Raw genomic sequence first — 16,164 nt, forward strand, 5'->3', positions numbered from 1 at the left:
TGCGCCGCGCCTGGCGCGCACGAAAAAAAACGGCACGTCGGTGAGGAAGCGGACGTGCCGTTTTGCTATGGATACCCGCAAGCGCTAGCGCATCGACCTCAATGCGCTGCCGAAGCCGCTGCACCCGCGTCCGCGCCACCGGCACGCTCGGGCCGCGTGATCCAGATGAGTGCGATCAGCACGATGAAGATCATCGAGGAAATCCAGAACAGGTCGTTCACGCCGAGTTGCGCGGCCTGCTGCGAGAGCATCCGGTCGAAGAGCCCGTGCGCCTGGGAAGGATCGAGACCCGCGCCCTGGAACTGCTGCATCGACTGGTTGAAGACCGGGTTGGTCGGCGTAGCCACTTCGTTCAGGCGCGCGTGGTGAAACGTCGTCCGGTGATCCCACGCTGTTTCGAAGATCGAGGTGCCGATACCGCCGCACATGATCCGCACGAAGTTCGACAGGCCCGAGGCCGCGGGAATGCGATGGCCCGGCAGACCCGACAGCGTGATCGACACGAGTGGAATGAACAGACCCGCCATGCCGATGCCCTGGATGAGCGTAGGCAGCGTAAGCGCCCACGTGTCCACGCCCGTCGTATATTGCGAGCGCATCCAGAAGCACAGCGCAAACACGATGAAGGCTGTCGTCGCGATATAACGCGGGTCGGTGCGCGGCAAGATCTTGCCCGTGATCGGCGAGAGCAGGATGGCGAAGAAGCCCACGGGCGCCATCACGAGGCCCGCGTCCGTTGCGGTGTAGCCGAGGGTGGTTTGCAGCCACAGCGGCAGTAGCACGAGATTGCCGAAATACAGCCCGTAGCCCACCGAAAGCGCAATCGTGCCGCCCGTGAAATTGCGTCGCGCAAACAGCGACAGGTCGACCACAGGGTGATCCGCGGTCAGCTCCCACACCACGAAGAACGCGAATGCGATCACGGCGGTGAGCGCAAGCACGACGACCGTGGTGGACGAGAACCAGTCGAGGTCCTTGCCCTTGTCGAGCATCACCTGCAGCGAGCCCACCCAGATGATGAGGAGCGCGAGGCCCACGCCGTCGATCGGCGCCTTCCTCACCTCCGAATCGCGATTGCGGAAGATCGCCCACGTGGCGAGCGCCGCGATGATGCCCACCGGAATGTTCACGTAGAAGATCCAGGGCCACGAAATGTTGTCGGAGATCCAGCCGCCGAGAATCGGGCCGGCCACCGGCGCGATCAGCGTGGTCATCGACCACATCGAGAGCGCCATGGGCGCCTTCGCGCGCGGGTAGCTCGCGAGCAGCAGCGTTTGCGAAAGCGGGATCATCGGGCCGGCCACGGCGCCTTGCAGCACGCGCGAGGCGAGCAGGAAGGGCAGCGTGGGCGCGAGGCCGCACATCCATGACGAGATCACGAACAGGATGATCGACGCCATGAACAGGCGCACCTGGCCGAAACGCTGTGTGAGCCAGCCGGTGAGCGGCACGGAGATCGCGTTGGCCACCGCGAACGAGGTGATGACCCACGTGCCCTGGTCCGACGACACGCCGAGGTCGCCCGAGATCGACGGGATCGACACGTTCGCGATCGAGGTGTCGAGCACGTTCATGAACACCGCGAGCGACACCGCGATGGTGCCGATCACGAGTTGCGCGCCCTGTAGCGGCGGATGCGCGACGGGTTGTTGTGCTGCTGCCATGGCGTCCTTTCTTGTTGACCTGTTGGAGGCCGCGCGAAACAAAGCGGCGCGGGCTGACGATCAGCCCGCGCCGGCGTCTGCGAGTGCTTTTATCAGGGCTTCAATCAGCCTTTTGCGCCCGGCTTCGCCGCGTGAGCGGACGACACCTGCGCCTTTGCGGATGCGTTGCCGGTCGCGCCGCTGGCGTTGTTGCTGACGCTAGCCGCCTTGTGCGCGTTCGGACCGGCGTTTTCGGCGATGATGCGCGCGATTTCCGCGTCGGCTTCCGCGCCGTACTTGGCGAACACATCGGTCTCGTAGACGGTGTTCTGCGCATTGCCGAGCTGCGTACCCGAATCGTTGCGGATGCTCACGTCCACCTGCATCGAGAGGCCGATGCGCAGCGGGTGCTTCTGCAGGTCTTCCGGATCGAGCGAGATACGCACCGGCAGGCGCTGCACCACCTTGATCCAGTTACCCGTCGCGTTCTGCGCCGGCAGCAGCGAGAAGGCGGAACCCGTGCCCGCCGAGAAGCCCACCACCTTGCCGTGGTAGACGACCGACGAGCCATAGACGTCGGCCGTCATCTCGACCGGCTGGCCGATGCGCATGTGCTTGAGCTGCACTTCCTTGAAGTTGGCGTCGACCCACAGCGAGTTCAGCGGCACCACCGACATGAGCGGATTACCCGGCGAGACGCGCTGGCCCACCTGCACCGAGCGCTTGGCCACGTAGCCGGTAACCGGTGCGGGCAGCGTGTTGCGCGCATTCGCCAGATAGGCGTCGCGCACCTTGGCGGCGGCGGCCTCCACGTTCGGGTGATTGGCGATGGTCGTGTTCGCGGTCAGCGCGCGGTTTGCGGCGAGCTGCTGCTGTGCGGCTTCGAGCGCGGCTTCGGCACTGCGCACGGCGTCGCGTGCGTGCGAGATCTCTTCCTGCGAGACGGCGCCCGTCTGCGCGACCTGCATGCGGCGGCGCAGGTCGTCCTGCGCACGCGAGAGGTCGGACTGACGCTGGGCGACTTGCGCTTCGTACTGGCTGTCGTCGGCGAAGAGGCCGCGCACCTGGCGCACCGTCTGCGCGAGTTGCGCTTCGGTTTGCTCGAGCGTCACGCGTGCGTCGGCCGGATCAAGCAGCACGAGCGGGTCGCCGACGTTCACGGTTTGCGTGTCGTCCGCTTTCAGTGCGATCACCGTGCCGGTGACCTGCGGCGTAATCTGCACGACGTTGCCATTCACGTAGGCGTCGTCCGTGCTTTCGGTGAAGCGTGCGACGAGGAAGTAGTAGAGGCCGTAGGCAACGGCTGCAATCACGATCACGAGGACAAGCAGCGTCATCATGCGCTTGCGCTTGCCGCTGTTCGCGTTCGGCTGCGGGTTGGCCGCCGGCTGCTGGGGGGTGCTCATGGAAGGATCTCCGGATGCTTGCGTGCTGTTCGTTCAGTTTTTGATGTTCGTGTGCTGCTCGGCGCTCAGTTCGACACGGGCGCGGCATTTGAAGCGTTCGCCGCCGCTGCCGCGTTCTGCGGCGAGCGCGTACCGCGCCACGGTGCGCCGTTCACGTCGCTCTGGCCGCGCGCTTCGCTGCCGACTTTGGCCGGCGGCGTGAGCCCCGCGCCTTGCGCTTCGAAGCCGCCGCCAAGCGACTTGATGAGCGCCATCTGCTGGTCGCGGCGCTGCGCCTTCAGGTTCGACACCGTCTGCTCCGCGGCGAGGCGGTTCTGGTCGGCGGTGAGCACCTGAAGCTGCTCGGAGAGCCCCGCCTTGTAGCGGATGACCGCGAGCTGCCAGGCCTTGGTCGACGCGTCGAGCGCGCGATCGGCGTCGACCAGTTGCCGGTCTGCCGAACGGATCGTCGACACGTTGGTCGCCACGTCCTGGAACGCGCCGATCAGCGTCTGGTTGTAGTTCGCGACATCGAGCTCGAAGTCGGCGTAGCGGCCCTTCAGTTGCGCGCGCAGCGCGCCCGCGTCGAAGAGCGGCAAATGCACGGCCGGGCCGATGTTCGCCTGGCGGCTCGTGAAGTTCAGGAATTTGCCCCAGCCGAACGCGTCGAAGCCGAAGCCGGCCGCAAGGTTCACGTCGGGATAGAACTCGGCCTTGGCTTCCTTCACGTCGTGCATCGCGGCTTCCACCTGCCAGCGCGCGGCGACGATGTCGGGGCGGCGCGCGAGCAGGTCGGCGGGCAGATTGTCGGGCAGGGCGACGTTGGCAACCGGGTTGAGCACCGGTTGCGCGATCTGCAGGCCGCGGTCGGGGCCCTTGCCGAGCAGCGCGCCGAGCTGATAGCGCACGGATTCGATCTGGCCGTCGATCTGCGAGAGGTTCGCCTGGCTCGTCGCGATGTTGCCGTTCGCGGTCTGCTTCTCGACGTTGGTATCGAGGCCCGCCACCACGCGGCCGTTCGTGATCGTGCCGATGGTCTTGCGGTTGTCGATCTCGTGCACGGCGATGTCGCGCAGCTCGTAGAGCTGGGCGAGCTGGTTGTACGTGCGGGCGACCGAAGAGGCGAGCGTGATGCGCGCCTGCTGCATGTCGGCCTCGGCGGCACGCTGCGAGGACACGGCTTGCGCGAGGCGCTGACGGTTCTTGCCCCAGAGGTCCAGATCCCACGAGGCACTGGCGAGCACGTTGTTCTCGCTATACCAGGTGCCGCCATACGGGGGCGGGAACAGGGCATTGGCCGAGTACAGCTCGCGGGTCCACGAGTAGCTCAGGTTGGCCTTCGGGAAGAGCGCCGAGCGCGAGGTTTCGATATACGACGAGGCCTTGGCGAGGCGCGCCTGCGCCTGAGCGATGGTCGGGCTACCTTCGAGCGCCTCGTCGATCAGCTTGGGCAGCTGCGGGTCGCCGAACTGGTTCGCCCAGTCGAGCGTCGGCCACTGGCCGCCTTGTGCCGGAATGCTCTGCGAGCTTTCGAACTGCTGCGGCTGATCGATGGTCTTGTCGCTCTTGATGCCGATGTAGTTCGCGCAACCCGCAAGGGCGAGCGCCGCGACCGCGGCGGCGACCGCCGCCCGGCAGGACAGTGCCCGCACGGCCGGAACTGGCGCAAACTCGGTTTGGGATTTCATTGCTCGTCTCGATGCGTGAGAGTGTGTGGTGATACTGGACGCTGCAGCTATTTTCTTGTTCGGCGATTTCAAATTTGCTTGCCCCGTCATCGATTCTCGGGCGGATTCGGGTTCGAACTCTGGCTAGCTTCGCAGCTATTCGAAAGAATCCGCCGCAACATGCTCTTCAGGAAGCCCACTTCCTCAGGCGTGAATCCGGCCGACAGATGCTCGGTGACACTGCGGAAAATCGCCGGCATGCGCGCGGCGATGGCAAGGCCCTCGGGCGTCAGCGCGAGGCGCACCGCGCGGCGATCTTCGGAGCTGCGCACGCGCTTGAGGAGTCCGCGCTTCTCCAGCCGGTCGACGAGACGTGTGACGGCGCTTGCGTCGATGCCGTACTCGCGGGCGAGTTCGGCTGCGAGCGTGCATTTGCCGGTCGCCACCATGAAGAGGATGCTGGCCTGCTGGCTCGTGACGCCGAGTTCGGCGACGGCGCGCTGGGTGACCATGTTCGACATCGTCGATTTCACCCGCGAGATCAGGTAGCCGACGCTTTCGCCGAGGTCGTAGTCGCGGACTTCGGGCGGGGGCGTGGGAGTCGGATCCGTCATGATTCTGCTGCGAGTGCAATGGTTGACCAGGCAGGGATTATAGGGGCGGTTAGTTGACGCGGCAAGGTTTATTCTGCCTTTGCCGAGAAACCTTTGCAGAGTAGGGGCTTAATCCGGCCCCGTGGGCATGGGAAAATCCGGCGTGAACGGCGCGCGGCGGCGTCCGTCGAATCTTTACCCGCGTTGCGCGGTTGCGACGCCGGCCGCCCTGATCCAGGGTGCTTCCTGATATGCGCGAGATCAATTCATCTGCGCGTGCTATAATTTCAGGTTCCCAAAAGTGCGTCATCGCAGCGATGCTGAATTGACCCGCCGGCAGCAAGTCCGGGGCGGGTCGAAGCGGCGGCCGCGCGCCCTCGCCGGGCCTGCCAGCAGGGCATGCGCGACGCACTCAACTGTACCCAGGTTCCTATGTCCCGCGCTCTTCGCAACATCGCCATCATTGCCCACGTCGACCACGGCAAGACCACGCTCGTCGACCAACTGCTGCGCCAGTCCGGCACCTTCCGCGACAACCAGCAGATCGCCGAACGCGTCATGGACTCGAACGACATCGAAAAAGAGCGCGGGATCACGATTCTGTCGAAGAATTGCGCCGTCGAGTACGAAGGCACCCACATCAACATCGTCGACACCCCGGGCCACGCCGACTTCGGCGGCGAAGTGGAACGCGTGCTGTCGATGGTCGACTCGGTGCTGCTGCTCGTCGACGCCGTCGAAGGCCCGATGCCGCAAACGCGTTTCGTCACGAAGAAGGCGCTCGCGCTCGGCCTCAAGCCGATCGTCGTCGTGAACAAGATCGACCGTCCGGGCGCCCGTATCGACTGGGTGATCAACCAGACTTTCGACCTGTTCGACAAGCTCGGCGCGACCGAAGAGCAGCTCGACTTCCCGGTGGTCTACGCTTCGGGCCTGAACGGCTACGCTTCGCTGTCGCCGGATGCGCGCGAAGGCGACATGCGCCCGCTGTTCGAAGCCGTGCTCGAGCACGTGCCGGTTCGCGACGCCGATCCGGAAGGCCCGCTGCAGCTGCAGATCACCTCGCTCGACTACTCGACCTACGTCGGCCGTATCGGCGTGGGCCGTATCAAGCGTGGCCGCATCAAGCCGGGTCAGCCGGTGGCGCTGCGCTTCGGCCCGGAAGGCGAGGTGATGAACCGCAAGATCAACCAGGTGCTGTCGTTCAGCGGCCTCGAGCGCGTGCAGGTCGAATCGGCCGAAGCCGGCGACATCGTGCTGATCAACGGCATTGAAGATATCGGCATCGGCGCGACGATCTGCGCGGTCGACACCCCCGAAGCGCTGCCGATGATCACGGTGGACGAGCCCACGCTGACGATGAACTTCCTCGTGAACTCGTCGCCGCTCGCCGGCCGCGAAGGCAAGTTCGTGACGAGCCGCCAGATCCGCGACCGTCTCACGAAGGAACTGAACCACAACGTCGCGCTGCGCGTGAAGGACACCGGCGACGAAACCACGTTCGAAGTGTCGGGCCGTGGCGAACTGCACCTCACGATCCTGATCGAAAACATGCGCCGCGAAGGCTACGAGCTGGCCGTGTCTCGTCCGCGCGTGGTGCTGCACGAAGTCGACGGCGTGAAGCAGGAGCCGTACGAAATGCTGACCGTGGACGTCGAAGACGGCCACCAGGGCGGCGTGATGGAAGAACTGGGCCGCCGCAAGGGCGAAATGCTCGACATGGCTTCGGACGGCCGCGGCCGCACGCGTCTCGAGTATCGTATTCCGGCGCGTGGCCTGATCGGCTTCCAGGGCGAATTCATGACGCTCACGCGCGGCACGGGCCTGATGAGCCACGTGTTCGACGCCTACGGTCCGATCAAGGAAGGCTCGCTCGGCGAGCGCCGCAACGGCGTGCTGATCTCGCAGGACGACGGCGCCGCTGTCGCCTACGCACTGTGGAAGCTGCAGGACCGCGGCCGCATGTTCGTGAAGCCGGGCGACGCGCTGTACGAAGGCATGATCATCGGCATTCACAGCCGCGACAACGACCTCGTCGTGAATCCGATCAAGGGTAAGCAGCTCACCAACGTGCGCGCCTCGGGCACCGACGAAGCCGTGCGCCTCGTGCCGCCGATCCAGATGTCGCTCGAATACGCCGTGGAATTCATCGACGACGACGAACTCGTGGAAGTCACGCCGCAGTCGATCCGTCTGCGCAAGCGTCACCTCAAAGAGCACGAGCGTCGCCGCGCGAGCCGCGAAGGCGCTGCCGAGTAATTGGCATTTTTAGCGCTTTTTTCTGCACTGCAATGCACAAAGACTCACAGAAAAGCCGCCGCTTTATGGGCGGCTTTTTTGCGTCTGGCGGGGATTGTATTGCGGTGCGGGAAGAGTGCGTTGCGAATGCCGCAAGGGCCCGTGGAAAAAGGGTTCCCGCGTGGTGTTCGGTCGCATTGCATCCTGTGGCGAGATGCGCATATGCGCTATACTCCGCGGATGCATGATTTAGGTCCTTCCAAGCAGACTTGATTCGCAATCCGCTAAACGGTCAGGCCGTGGCGCGGAAGGTTGAGTAACCCGCTATTTCTCGAGAAACTCGAAGAAAGGTGAGCGTAAATGTCGGAAACGATGAAGCAATTCCAGCTGAACTCCTATTTGTTCGGCGGCAATGCTCCGTATGTCGAAGAGCTATACGAAGCATATCTTGATAACCCTGCGTCCGTTCCGGACAACTGGCGTGAGTACTTCGACGCACTGCAAAACGTGCCGTCGTCGAGTGGCACGGCAGACAACGACATCGCCCACGGGCCGATCGTCGAATCCTTCGCTCAACGCGCGAAGGCCAATGCATTTGTTCCGCGCGGCGGCGGCGAAGATCTCGCCACGGCACGCAAGCAAGTCTACGTTCAGTCCCTGATTGGCGCTTATCGATTCCTCGGCTCGCAATGGGCCAATCTCGATCCGCTCAAGCGTCGCGAACGTCCGAACATCCCCGAACTCGAGCCTGCGTTCTACGACTTCACCGAAGCCGACATGGACCAGACGTTCAGCGCCACGAACCTGTACTTCGGTTTCGAGCGCGCGACGCTGCGCGAGATCGTCAAGGCGCTGCGCGATACGTACTGCGGTACGATCGGCGCCGAGTACATGTACATCAGCGATCCTGAACAGAAGCGCTGGTGGAAGGAGCGTCTCGAGTCGATCCGCTCGACGCCGAACTTCTCGAACGACAAGAAGAAGCACATCCTGCAGCGCCTGACGGCCTCCGAAGGCCTCGAGCGCTTCCTGCACACCAAGTACGTCGGCCAGAAGCGCTTCTCGCTCGAAGGCGGCGAGTCCTTCATCGCCGCGATGGACGAAGTCGTTCGTCACGCAGGCGCGAAGGGCGTGCAGGAAATCGTCATCGGCATGGCTCACCGCGGCCGTCTGAACGTGCTGGTCAATACGCTCGGCAAGATGCCGGCTGACCTCTTCGCCGAATTCGAAGGCAAGCACGTCGACGACCTGCCGGCAGGCGACGTGAAGTACCACAAGGGCTTCTCGTCGGACGTCGCGACCGAAGGCGGTCCGGTCCACCTGTCGCTCGCGTTCAACCCGTCGCACCTCGAAATCGTCAACCCGGTGGTCGAAGGCTCGGCCAAGGCCCGTATGGATCGCCGCGGCGATGCAGACGGCCTGCAGGTGCTGCCGGTGCAGATCCACGGCGACGCGGCCTTCGCAGGCCAGGGCGTCGTGATGGAAACGCTGAACCTCGCGCAAACGCGCGGCTACGGCACGCACGGCACGCTGCACATCGTCATTAACAACCAGATCGGCTTCACGACCTCGGACCCGCGCGACGCGCGTTCGACGCTCTACTGTACCGACGTCGTCAAGATGATCGAAGCGCCGGTGCTGCACGTGAACGGCGACGATCCGGAAGCGGTCGTGCTGGCGATCCAGCTCGCGGTCGAATTCCGCATGCAGTTCCACAAGGATGTCGTGGTCGACATCATCTGCTTCCGCAAGCTGGGCCACAACGAGCAGGACACGCCCGCAGTCACGCAGCCGCTGATGTACAAGACGATCGCGAAGCACCCGGGCACCCGTGCGCTGTACGCCGAAAAGCTCGTGCAGCAAGGCGTGATCACGGCTGAGGACGCGGACAACTACGTCAAGGCCTATCGCGCCGCGATGGACGAAGGCCACCACACGGTCGACCCCGTGCTCTCGAACTACAAGAGCAAGTACGCGGTGGACTGGGTTCCGTTCCTGAACCGCAAGTGGACCGACGCAGCCGATACGGCTGTGCCGCTCGCCGAGCTCAAGCGTCTGGCTGAGCGCATCACCACGATCCCCCAGAACTTCAAGGTTCACCCGCTGGTCGAGCGTGTCATCAACGACCGCCGCGCGATGGGCAAGGGCGAAGCGAAGCTCGACTGGGGCATGGGCGAGCACCTCGCGTTCGCGTCGCTGGTCGCCTCGGGCTACGCAGTTCGCCTGACGGGCCAGGACTCGGGCCGCGGCACGTTCACGCACCGCCACGCCGTTCTGCATGACCAGAACCGCGAGCGTTGGGACGACGGCACGTACGTGCCGCTGCAGAACATCGGCGAGAACCAGGCGCAGTTCACGGTGATCGACTCGGTGCTCTCGGAAGAGGCAGTGCTGGGCTTCGAATACGGCTACTCGACTGCCGAGCCGAACACGCTCGTCGCGTGGGAAGGCCAGTTCGGCGACTTCGTCAACGGTGCGCAGGTCGTGATCGACCAGTTCATCTCGTCGGGCGAAGTGAAGTGGGGCCGCGTTTCGGGTCTCACGATGCTGCTGCCGCACGGCTATGAAGGCCAGGGTCCGGAGCACTCGTCGGCGCGTATCGAGCGTTTCCTGCAGCTGTGCGCCGAGCACAACATGCAGGTCGTTCAGCCGACCACGCCGGCCCAGATCTTCCACGTGCTGCGCCGCCAGATGATCCGCCTGTTCCGCAAGCCGCTCATCATCTTCACGCCGAAGTCGCTGCTGCGTCACAAGGAAGCCGTGTCGGACCTGTCCGAACTCGCGAAGGGCACGTTCCAGCCGGTCATCGGCGAAGTGGACGAAGCCATCGACGCGAAGAAGGTCAAGCGCGTGGTCGCCTGCTCGGGCCGCGTGTACTTCGACCTCGTGGCACACCGCCGCGAAGCGAAGGCGAACGACGTCGCGATCATCCGTATCGAACAGCTCTATCCGTTTGCTCACAAGCAGTTCGAAGCCGAGCTGAAGAAGTACGACAACGCGACCGAAGTGGTCTGGGTGCAGGACGAGCCGCAGAATCAGGGCCCGTGGTTCTACATCGAGCACCACCTGAAGGAAGGCATGAAGGAAGGCATGAAGCTCGCGTACAGCGGCCGTCCTGCTTCCGCATCGCCGGCTGTCGGCTACTACGCGAAGCACTACGAGCAGCAGAAGGCGCTGATCGAAGGTGCATTCGGCCGCCTGAAGGGCGCGCAGGTCGCGAAGTAAGCACTAGAGCAAATCGAACCGGGAAGGCGTGCTGAACGACGCGCGCTTTCCCGCGCTCACGTGCGCGACCCGGTTCGTACCCAGATACGTATTCAGGAAAATCACATGGCTATCGTAGAAGTCAAAGTTCCGCAGTTTTCGGAGTCGGTGTCGGAAGGCACGATGCTGCAGTGGAAGAAGAAGCCGGGCGAAGCTATCGCCCAGGACGAAGTTGTCATCGAGATCGAAACCGATAAGGTCGTGCTCGAAGTGCCCGCGCCGGCTGCCGGCGTGCTGGCCGAGATCATCGTGGGCGACGGCGCTACCGTCACCAGCGAACAGGTGATCGCCAGGATCGACACGGAAGCCAAGGCTGGCGCCGTTGCAGCGCCCGCAGCCGCAGCCGCGCCGGCTGCCGCCGCGGCTCCCGCAGCTGCACCGGCTGCCGCCGCCGCAACGACGGCAAGCAGCACGGTCGCCTCGCCCGCAGCGACGAAGCTGATGGCAGAGAAGGGTCTCGCAGGCGGCGACGTCGCCGGCACGGGCCGTGACGGCCGCATCACGAAGCAGGACGTGCTCGGCGCAGGCGCGCCGAAGGCCGCTCCCGCAGCCGCCCCGGCTGCGAAGCCGGCTACCGCCAAGCCGTCGCTGCCGCAAGTCAACGCACCGGCATCGGCTGCGAACTGGCTCAACGACCGTCCGGAACAGCGTGTGCCGATGTCGCGTCTGCGTGCGCGTATCGCCGAGCGTCTGCTCGAGTCGCAGCAAACCAACGCCATCCTCACGACGTTCAACGAAGTGAACATGGCGCCGGTCATGGACCTGCGCAACAAGTACAAGGACAAGTTCGAAAAGGAACACGGCGTGAAGCTCGGCTTCATGTCGTTCTTCGTGAAGGCCGCAGTGCACGCCCTCAAGAAGTTCCCGCTCGTCAACGCGTCGATCGACGGCAACGACATCGTCTACCACGGCTACTTCGACATCGGTATCGCGGTCGGCTCGCCGCGCGGTCTGGTGGTGCCCATCCTGCGTAACGCAGACCAGATGAGCCTCGCCGACATCGAGAAGAAGATCGCCGAGTTCGGCCAGAAGGCCAAGGACGGCAAGCTTTCGATCGAAGAAATGACGGGTGGTACGTTCTCGATCTCGAACGGCGGTGTGTTCGGCTCGATGCTCTCGACCCCGATCATCAACCCGCCGCAGTCGGCGATCCTCGGCGTGCACGCCACGAAGGAACGCGCTGTGGTGGAGAACGGCCAGATCGTGATCCGCCCGATGAACTACCTCGCGATGTCTTACGACCACCGCATCATCGACGGCCGCGAAGCCGTCCTGTCGCTCGTCGCGATGAAGGATGCGCTGGAAGATCCGGCTCGTCTGCTGCTCGACCTGTAAAGATCGGCCTCATCAAGCATCAAGTCTCACACTGAGCGCCGTGCGCGCGGATTCCGGAAACCGGGCTCCGCGTGCCGCGCTCACGTCTCGAAAGGATGACCATGTCCAAAGAATTTGACGTCGTCGTGATCGGCGCCGGCCCTGGCGGCTATATCGCGGCGATCCGCGCCGCACAACTCGGCAAGTCGGTTGCGTGTATCGAAAAGTGGAAGAACCCGGCCGGCGCGCTGAAGCTCGGCGGCACTTGCCTGAACGTCGGCTGCATTCCGTCGAAGGCGCTGCTCGCCTCGTCGGAAGAGTTCGAAAATGCCGCGCATCATCTCGTTGACCACGGCATCAGCGTGGGCGACGTGAAGATCGACGTCGCGAAGATGATCGCCCGCAAGGAAGGCATCGTCGAGAAGATGACGAAGGGTATCGAGTTCCTGTTCCGCAAGAACAAGATCACGTGGCTCAAGGGCCACGGCAAGTTCACCGGCAAGAACGAAGCCGGCGTGCAGATCGAAGTGAGCGGCGAAGGCGAAACCGAAGTCGTCACGGCGAAGAACGTGATCATCGCGACGGGTTCGAAAGCACGCCATCTGCCGGGCATTCCGGTCGACAACAAGATCATCTCCGACAACGAAGGCGCGCTCACGTTCGACAGCGTGCCGAAGAAGCTCGCTGTGATCGGCGCAGGCGTGATCGGTCTGGAGCTCGGCTCGGTGTGGCGCCGTCTCGGTGCCGACGTCACGATCCTCGAAGCGCTGCCGGAATTCCTCGGCGCGACTGACCAGGCGCTCGCGAAGGAAGCCGCGAAGCTCTTCAAGAAGCAGGGTCTCGACATTCACGTTGGCGTGAAGGTCGGCGAAGTGACGACGACCGACAAGAGCGTCACGATCAACTACACGGACAAGGACGGCAACGCGCAGAAGCTCGAAGCCGACCGCCTGATCGTGTCGGTTGGCCGCGTGCCGAACACCGACAACCTCGGTCTCGAAGCGATCGGGCTGAAGGCCAATGAGCGCGGCTTCATCGACGTGGACGACCACTGCGCAACGTCGGTGCCGAACGTGTACGCGATCGGCGACGTGGTGCGTGGCCCGATGCTCGCGCACAAGGCAGAAGACGAAGGCGTGCTGGTGGCCGAGATCATCGACGGCCAGAAGCCGCACATCGACTACAACTGCATTCCGTGGGTGATCTACACCGAGCCGGAAATCGCATGGGTCGGCAAGACGGAGCAGCAGCTCAAGGCGGAAGGCCGCGACATCAAGACGGGCCAGTTCCCGTTCATGGCGAACGGCCGCGCGCTCGGCATCAACAAGGCCGACGGCTTTGTGAAGATGATCGCCGACGCGAAGACCGACGAACTGCTCGGCGTGCACATCATCTCGGCCAACGCATCTGACCTCATCGCGGAAGCCGTGGTGGCGATGGAATTCAAGGCTGCCGCCGAAGACATCGGCCGCATCTGCCATCCGCACCCGTCGCTGTCCGAAGTCATGCGCGAAGCTGCACTCGCCACTGACAAGCGCGCGCTCAACATGTAAGCGCCAAGGGCAGGGCGGCCGACTTTTTTGGCCGCGCTGCCCCGCAGTACCCAGCATCACGTACGGAGGCGGGTGGGCTTTGCTCTCCCGCCTTTGCTCATTTGCGGCCTAGAAAATGAACGTCACCGAATACTACGAAAACGAACTGCAGAAGCGGGGATACAAGCCCGATACGGCGCAACGCGCCGCGATCGACCGGCTGCAGCGGTGCTACGACGAGTGGGTCGCATACAAGTCGCGGCGTTCGAACGCCTTCAAGAAGTTTCTTATTCACCCGGACCTGCCGCGCGGCGTGTACATGTGGGGCGGTGTTGGGCGCGGCAAGAGCTTCCTGATGGACAGCTTCTATGCTGTCGTGCCGCTGCAGCGCAAGACGCGTCTGCACTTTCACGAATTCATGCGCGAAGTGCACCGTGAGCTCGAAGAGCTCAAGGGCCAGGCCGATCCGCTCGACGAACTCGCACGCCGCATTGCGAAGCGTTATCGCCTGATCTGCTTCGACGAATTCCACGTCTCGGACATCGCCGACGCGATGATCCTTTACCGTCTGCTCGACCGTCTCTTCGAGAACGGCGTGCAGTTCGTGATGACGTCCAACTACGATCCCGATCTGCTCTATCCCGACGGGCTGCATCGCGACCGCATGCTGCCTGCGATCGAGTTGATCAAGAGCAAGCTCGACGTGCTCAACGTCGATGCGGGCGTCGACTACCGCCAGCGCACGCTCGCGCAGGTCGAGGTCTATCACACGCCGCTCGGCGCCGCCGCCGACAAGGCGCTGCGCCACTCGTTCGCGGAGCTGGCCGCTGTCCCCGACGAAAGCCCGCTGCTGCGCATCGAAAAGCGCGAACTGAAGGCGCTGCGCAAGGCCGACGGCGTGGTGTGGTTCGATTTCGCGACGCTGTGCGGCGGTCCACGTTCGCAGAACGATTATCTGGAGCTGGCAAGCCGCTTTCACGCGGTGATCCTCTCCGACGTGCCGCAGATGACGCCTCGTATGCAGTCCGAAGCACGCCGCTTCACCTGGCTCATCGACGTGTTCTACGACCACAAGGTCAAGCTGCTGATGTCGGCCGCGGTGCCGCCCGAGGAACTCTATGTGGAAGGCCCGATGGCCAACGAGTTCACGCGCACGGTGTCGCGCATCGTCGAAATGCAGTCGAAGGAATATCTCGAAACGCCGCGCCGCATCGTCGATACGGCCCTGACCTGAGCGCACGGCGTCCGCGCCGGTCCAGGGAGTGTCACGCAGGCGTCGAGCCAGTCTCAAAAGAGCGCGGCGGCACCCTTTTCAAGATTCGGACTCGTCTGATATGGATGGCGGGGGTGAGTGGATATCGTTTGTCAGCACACCGTCTGACAAAGGACCTTCCATGACCCCGCATCGCGATATTACCGACGAAGAGTGGCAGCGCGTGATGCTGCTCCTGCCCGAACTGCGTCCGCGCACCGAGTTGCGTGGACGGCCGCTCGCCAATACGCGCTCGGTGCTCAACGGCGTGCTGTGGGTCATGTATAGCGGCGCGAACTGGTCGGCCATGCCGCGCCGCTACCCCTCGTATCAAACCTGCCATCGCCGCTTCAAGACCTGGCACTACAACGGGGCGCTCAAGCGCGTGATGGGCGAGTTGTTCGGCGAAGACGGCGTGAGGTTGTGCGACACCATCGAAACGCGCATGCGCAAGCACGCGAGCCGTGCAGAAAAAGCGGCGCGCAGGCAGGAAGCGGCGCGCAACGTGCCGCGCAATTCGCCGTTCGTCCTGGTGGCGAGCGCGTCCGCGCAGTCGCAGCCTTTCACCTGTCGCTTCGTGTATCGCCACACAGCGTAATACCGGCGCTGATGAAGTCCGGCCGAAGCGGCTCATGTGCGCGCTTCGGCCGGTTTCGTCTCCCAGGTCCCCTGGCTGGTTTTTGCACCGGTCCTCAGGTCGATCCGCTCACGCACGCAGTCACTGCTGACGCACCCAGGTTTGCGAGCGGCCAAGCAGCGAAATACCCATATAGCCGCGCACGACGAGTTTCTGGCCGCCGTCTTCCGTATGCATCTTGCAGCGGTACACCTTGCCGTTCTCAGGGTCGAGAATGTGCCCGCCGTCATACCCCTCAGCGGTCTTTTTCATGCTGTCGATGATCGTCATGCCGAGGATCAACTGATCCTTGCGCGAGTCGGTGCAGGCCGTGCAGCGCCGATCGGGCTGATCAGTCGCGCCGAGGCCCTTGATGACCTTGCCGCTCAGGTCGCCGTTGGCGTCGGCGCTGATCTGCACGAGCGCTTTCGGCTGGCCGGTGTGATCGTCGATGGTCTGCCAGACGCCGACGGGCGTGTCGGTTTGAGCGTGCGCGGCGAGGGCGCCGCATAGCAGTGCACTCGCAAGCGCAACGTGGCGCGCCGCGCGTCCGATGACTCGATTCATGTCTTCCTCCACTGATGTTGTTTGTCGTGTCGACGCTGACCGTGCGTCGCGCCAGGCACGCCTGGCAAGCCGCAAGGTCAGGGCAGGATACTG

Annotated in this window: 11 protein-coding genes; 6 read left to right on the forward strand and 5 right to left on the reverse strand. The window is 63.9% G+C overall.

Annotation, left to right across the window (positions count from 1 at the left end; all coding sequences use genetic code 11):
- Positions 1-98 precede the first annotated feature (98 nt).
- The 4 genes from AB3X99_RS03860 to AB3X99_RS03875 all read right to left on the reverse strand — a co-directional run bounded on the left by AB3X99_RS03860 (position 99) and on the right by AB3X99_RS03875 (position 5,309).
- The gene (locus tag AB3X99_RS03860) at positions 99-1,664 is read right to left on the reverse strand and encodes a DHA2 family efflux MFS transporter permease subunit (RefSeq protein ID WP_368616161.1); all 1,566 of its coding nucleotides are present in this window, start codon (positions 1,662-1,664) and stop codon (positions 99-101) included.
- Between the two features lie 104 nt (positions 1,665-1,768).
- Positions 1,769-3,049 (reverse strand): EmrA/EmrK family multidrug efflux transporter periplasmic adaptor subunit, encoded by a 1,281-nt coding sequence (locus AB3X99_RS03865; RefSeq protein WP_368604100.1) that lies wholly within the window; start codon positions 3,047-3,049, stop codon positions 1,769-1,771.
- A gap of 65 nt (positions 3,050-3,114) precedes the next feature.
- A complete protein-coding gene (locus tag AB3X99_RS03870; RefSeq protein ID WP_368616162.1) occupies positions 3,115-4,716 on the reverse strand; it encodes an efflux transporter outer membrane subunit in 1,602 nt (533 codons plus the stop codon).
- Positions 4,717-4,802: 86 nt separating this feature from the next.
- On the reverse strand, positions 4,803-5,309 hold the full coding sequence (locus AB3X99_RS03875) for a MarR family winged helix-turn-helix transcriptional regulator (RefSeq protein ID WP_069267870.1): 507 nt from the start codon (positions 5,307-5,309) through the stop codon (positions 4,803-4,805).
- 411 nt (positions 5,310-5,720) lie between these two features.
- Between AB3X99_RS03875 and typA the strand changes: the two genes are divergently transcribed.
- From typA to AB3X99_RS03905, 6 genes are all read left to right on the forward strand, one after another.
- Complete coding sequence (gene typA, locus AB3X99_RS03880; RefSeq protein ID WP_069267869.1) at positions 5,721-7,547, forward strand: translational GTPase TypA; 1,827 nt, start codon at positions 5,721-5,723, stop codon at positions 7,545-7,547.
- Positions 7,548-7,886: 339 nt separating this feature from the next.
- Positions 7,887-10,751 (forward strand): 2-oxoglutarate dehydrogenase E1 component, encoded by a 2,865-nt coding sequence (locus tag AB3X99_RS03885; RefSeq protein WP_069267868.1) that lies wholly within the window; start codon positions 7,887-7,889, stop codon positions 10,749-10,751.
- Between the two features lie 105 nt (positions 10,752-10,856).
- Entirely contained in the window at positions 10,857-12,125 is a 1,269-nt protein-coding gene (gene odhB, locus AB3X99_RS03890) for a 2-oxoglutarate dehydrogenase complex dihydrolipoyllysine-residue succinyltransferase (RefSeq protein ID WP_342945607.1), read from the forward strand.
- Between the two features lie 101 nt (positions 12,126-12,226).
- Positions 12,227-13,657, forward strand: a complete 1,431-nt coding sequence (gene lpdA / locus AB3X99_RS03895; protein WP_342945608.1) for a dihydrolipoyl dehydrogenase — start codon at positions 12,227-12,229, stop codon at positions 13,655-13,657.
- 115 nt (positions 13,658-13,772) lie between these two features.
- Complete coding sequence (gene zapE / locus AB3X99_RS03900; RefSeq protein ID WP_069267865.1) at positions 13,773-14,870, forward strand: cell division protein ZapE; 1,098 nt, start codon at positions 13,773-13,775, stop codon at positions 14,868-14,870.
- A gap of 160 nt (positions 14,871-15,030) precedes the next feature.
- Positions 15,031-15,486 (forward strand): transposase, encoded by a 456-nt coding sequence (locus AB3X99_RS03905; RefSeq protein ID WP_342945609.1) that lies wholly within the window; start codon positions 15,031-15,033, stop codon positions 15,484-15,486.
- A 120-nt stretch (positions 15,487-15,606) separates the two neighbouring features.
- Here the strand turns inward: AB3X99_RS03905 and AB3X99_RS03910 are convergent, their stop codons facing one another.
- A complete protein-coding gene (locus AB3X99_RS03910; protein ID WP_069267864.1) occupies positions 15,607-16,071 on the reverse strand; it encodes a DUF2147 domain-containing protein in 465 nt (154 codons plus the stop codon).
- Between the last annotated feature and the right edge of the window lie 93 nt (positions 16,072-16,164).

Origin of the sequence: Paraburkholderia sp. BR10882, from assembly GCF_040948855.1 — a bacterium.
Lineage (GTDB): Bacteria > Pseudomonadota > Gammaproteobacteria > Burkholderiales > Burkholderiaceae > Paraburkholderia > Paraburkholderia nodosa_A.

Excerpts from the sequence above, each read along its gene's own strand:
- lpdA (WP_342945608.1), top strand. The coding sequence starts at position 12,227 with ATGTCCAAAGAATTTGACGTCGTCGTGATCGGCGCCGGCCCTGGCGGC.
- AB3X99_RS03870 (WP_368616162.1), bottom strand. The coding sequence starts at position 4,716 with ATGAAATCCCAAACCGAGTTTGCGCCAGTTCCGGCCGTGCGGGCACTG.
- AB3X99_RS03905 (WP_342945609.1), top strand. The coding sequence starts at position 15,031 with ATGACCCCGCATCGCGATATTACCGACGAAGAGTGGCAGCGCGTGATG.
- AB3X99_RS03860 (WP_368616161.1), bottom strand. The coding sequence starts at position 1,664 with ATGGCAGCAGCACAACAACCCGTCGCGCATCCGCCGCTACAGGGCGCG.
- odhB (WP_342945607.1), top strand. The coding sequence starts at position 10,857 with ATGGCTATCGTAGAAGTCAAAGTTCCGCAGTTTTCGGAGTCGGTGTCG.
- AB3X99_RS03910 (WP_069267864.1), bottom strand. The coding sequence starts at position 16,071 with ATGAATCGAGTCATCGGACGCGCGGCGCGCCACGTTGCGCTTGCGAGT.
- AB3X99_RS03875 (WP_069267870.1), bottom strand. The coding sequence starts at position 5,309 with ATGACGGATCCGACTCCCACGCCCCCGCCCGAAGTCCGCGACTACGAC.
- AB3X99_RS03865 (WP_368604100.1), bottom strand. The coding sequence starts at position 3,049 with ATGAGCACCCCCCAGCAGCCGGCGGCCAACCCGCAGCCGAACGCGAAC.
- typA (WP_069267869.1), top strand. The coding sequence starts at position 5,721 with ATGTCCCGCGCTCTTCGCAACATCGCCATCATTGCCCACGTCGACCAC.
- zapE (WP_069267865.1), top strand. The coding sequence starts at position 13,773 with ATGAACGTCACCGAATACTACGAAAACGAACTGCAGAAGCGGGGATAC.
- AB3X99_RS03885 (WP_069267868.1), top strand. The coding sequence starts at position 7,887 with ATGTCGGAAACGATGAAGCAATTCCAGCTGAACTCCTATTTGTTCGGC.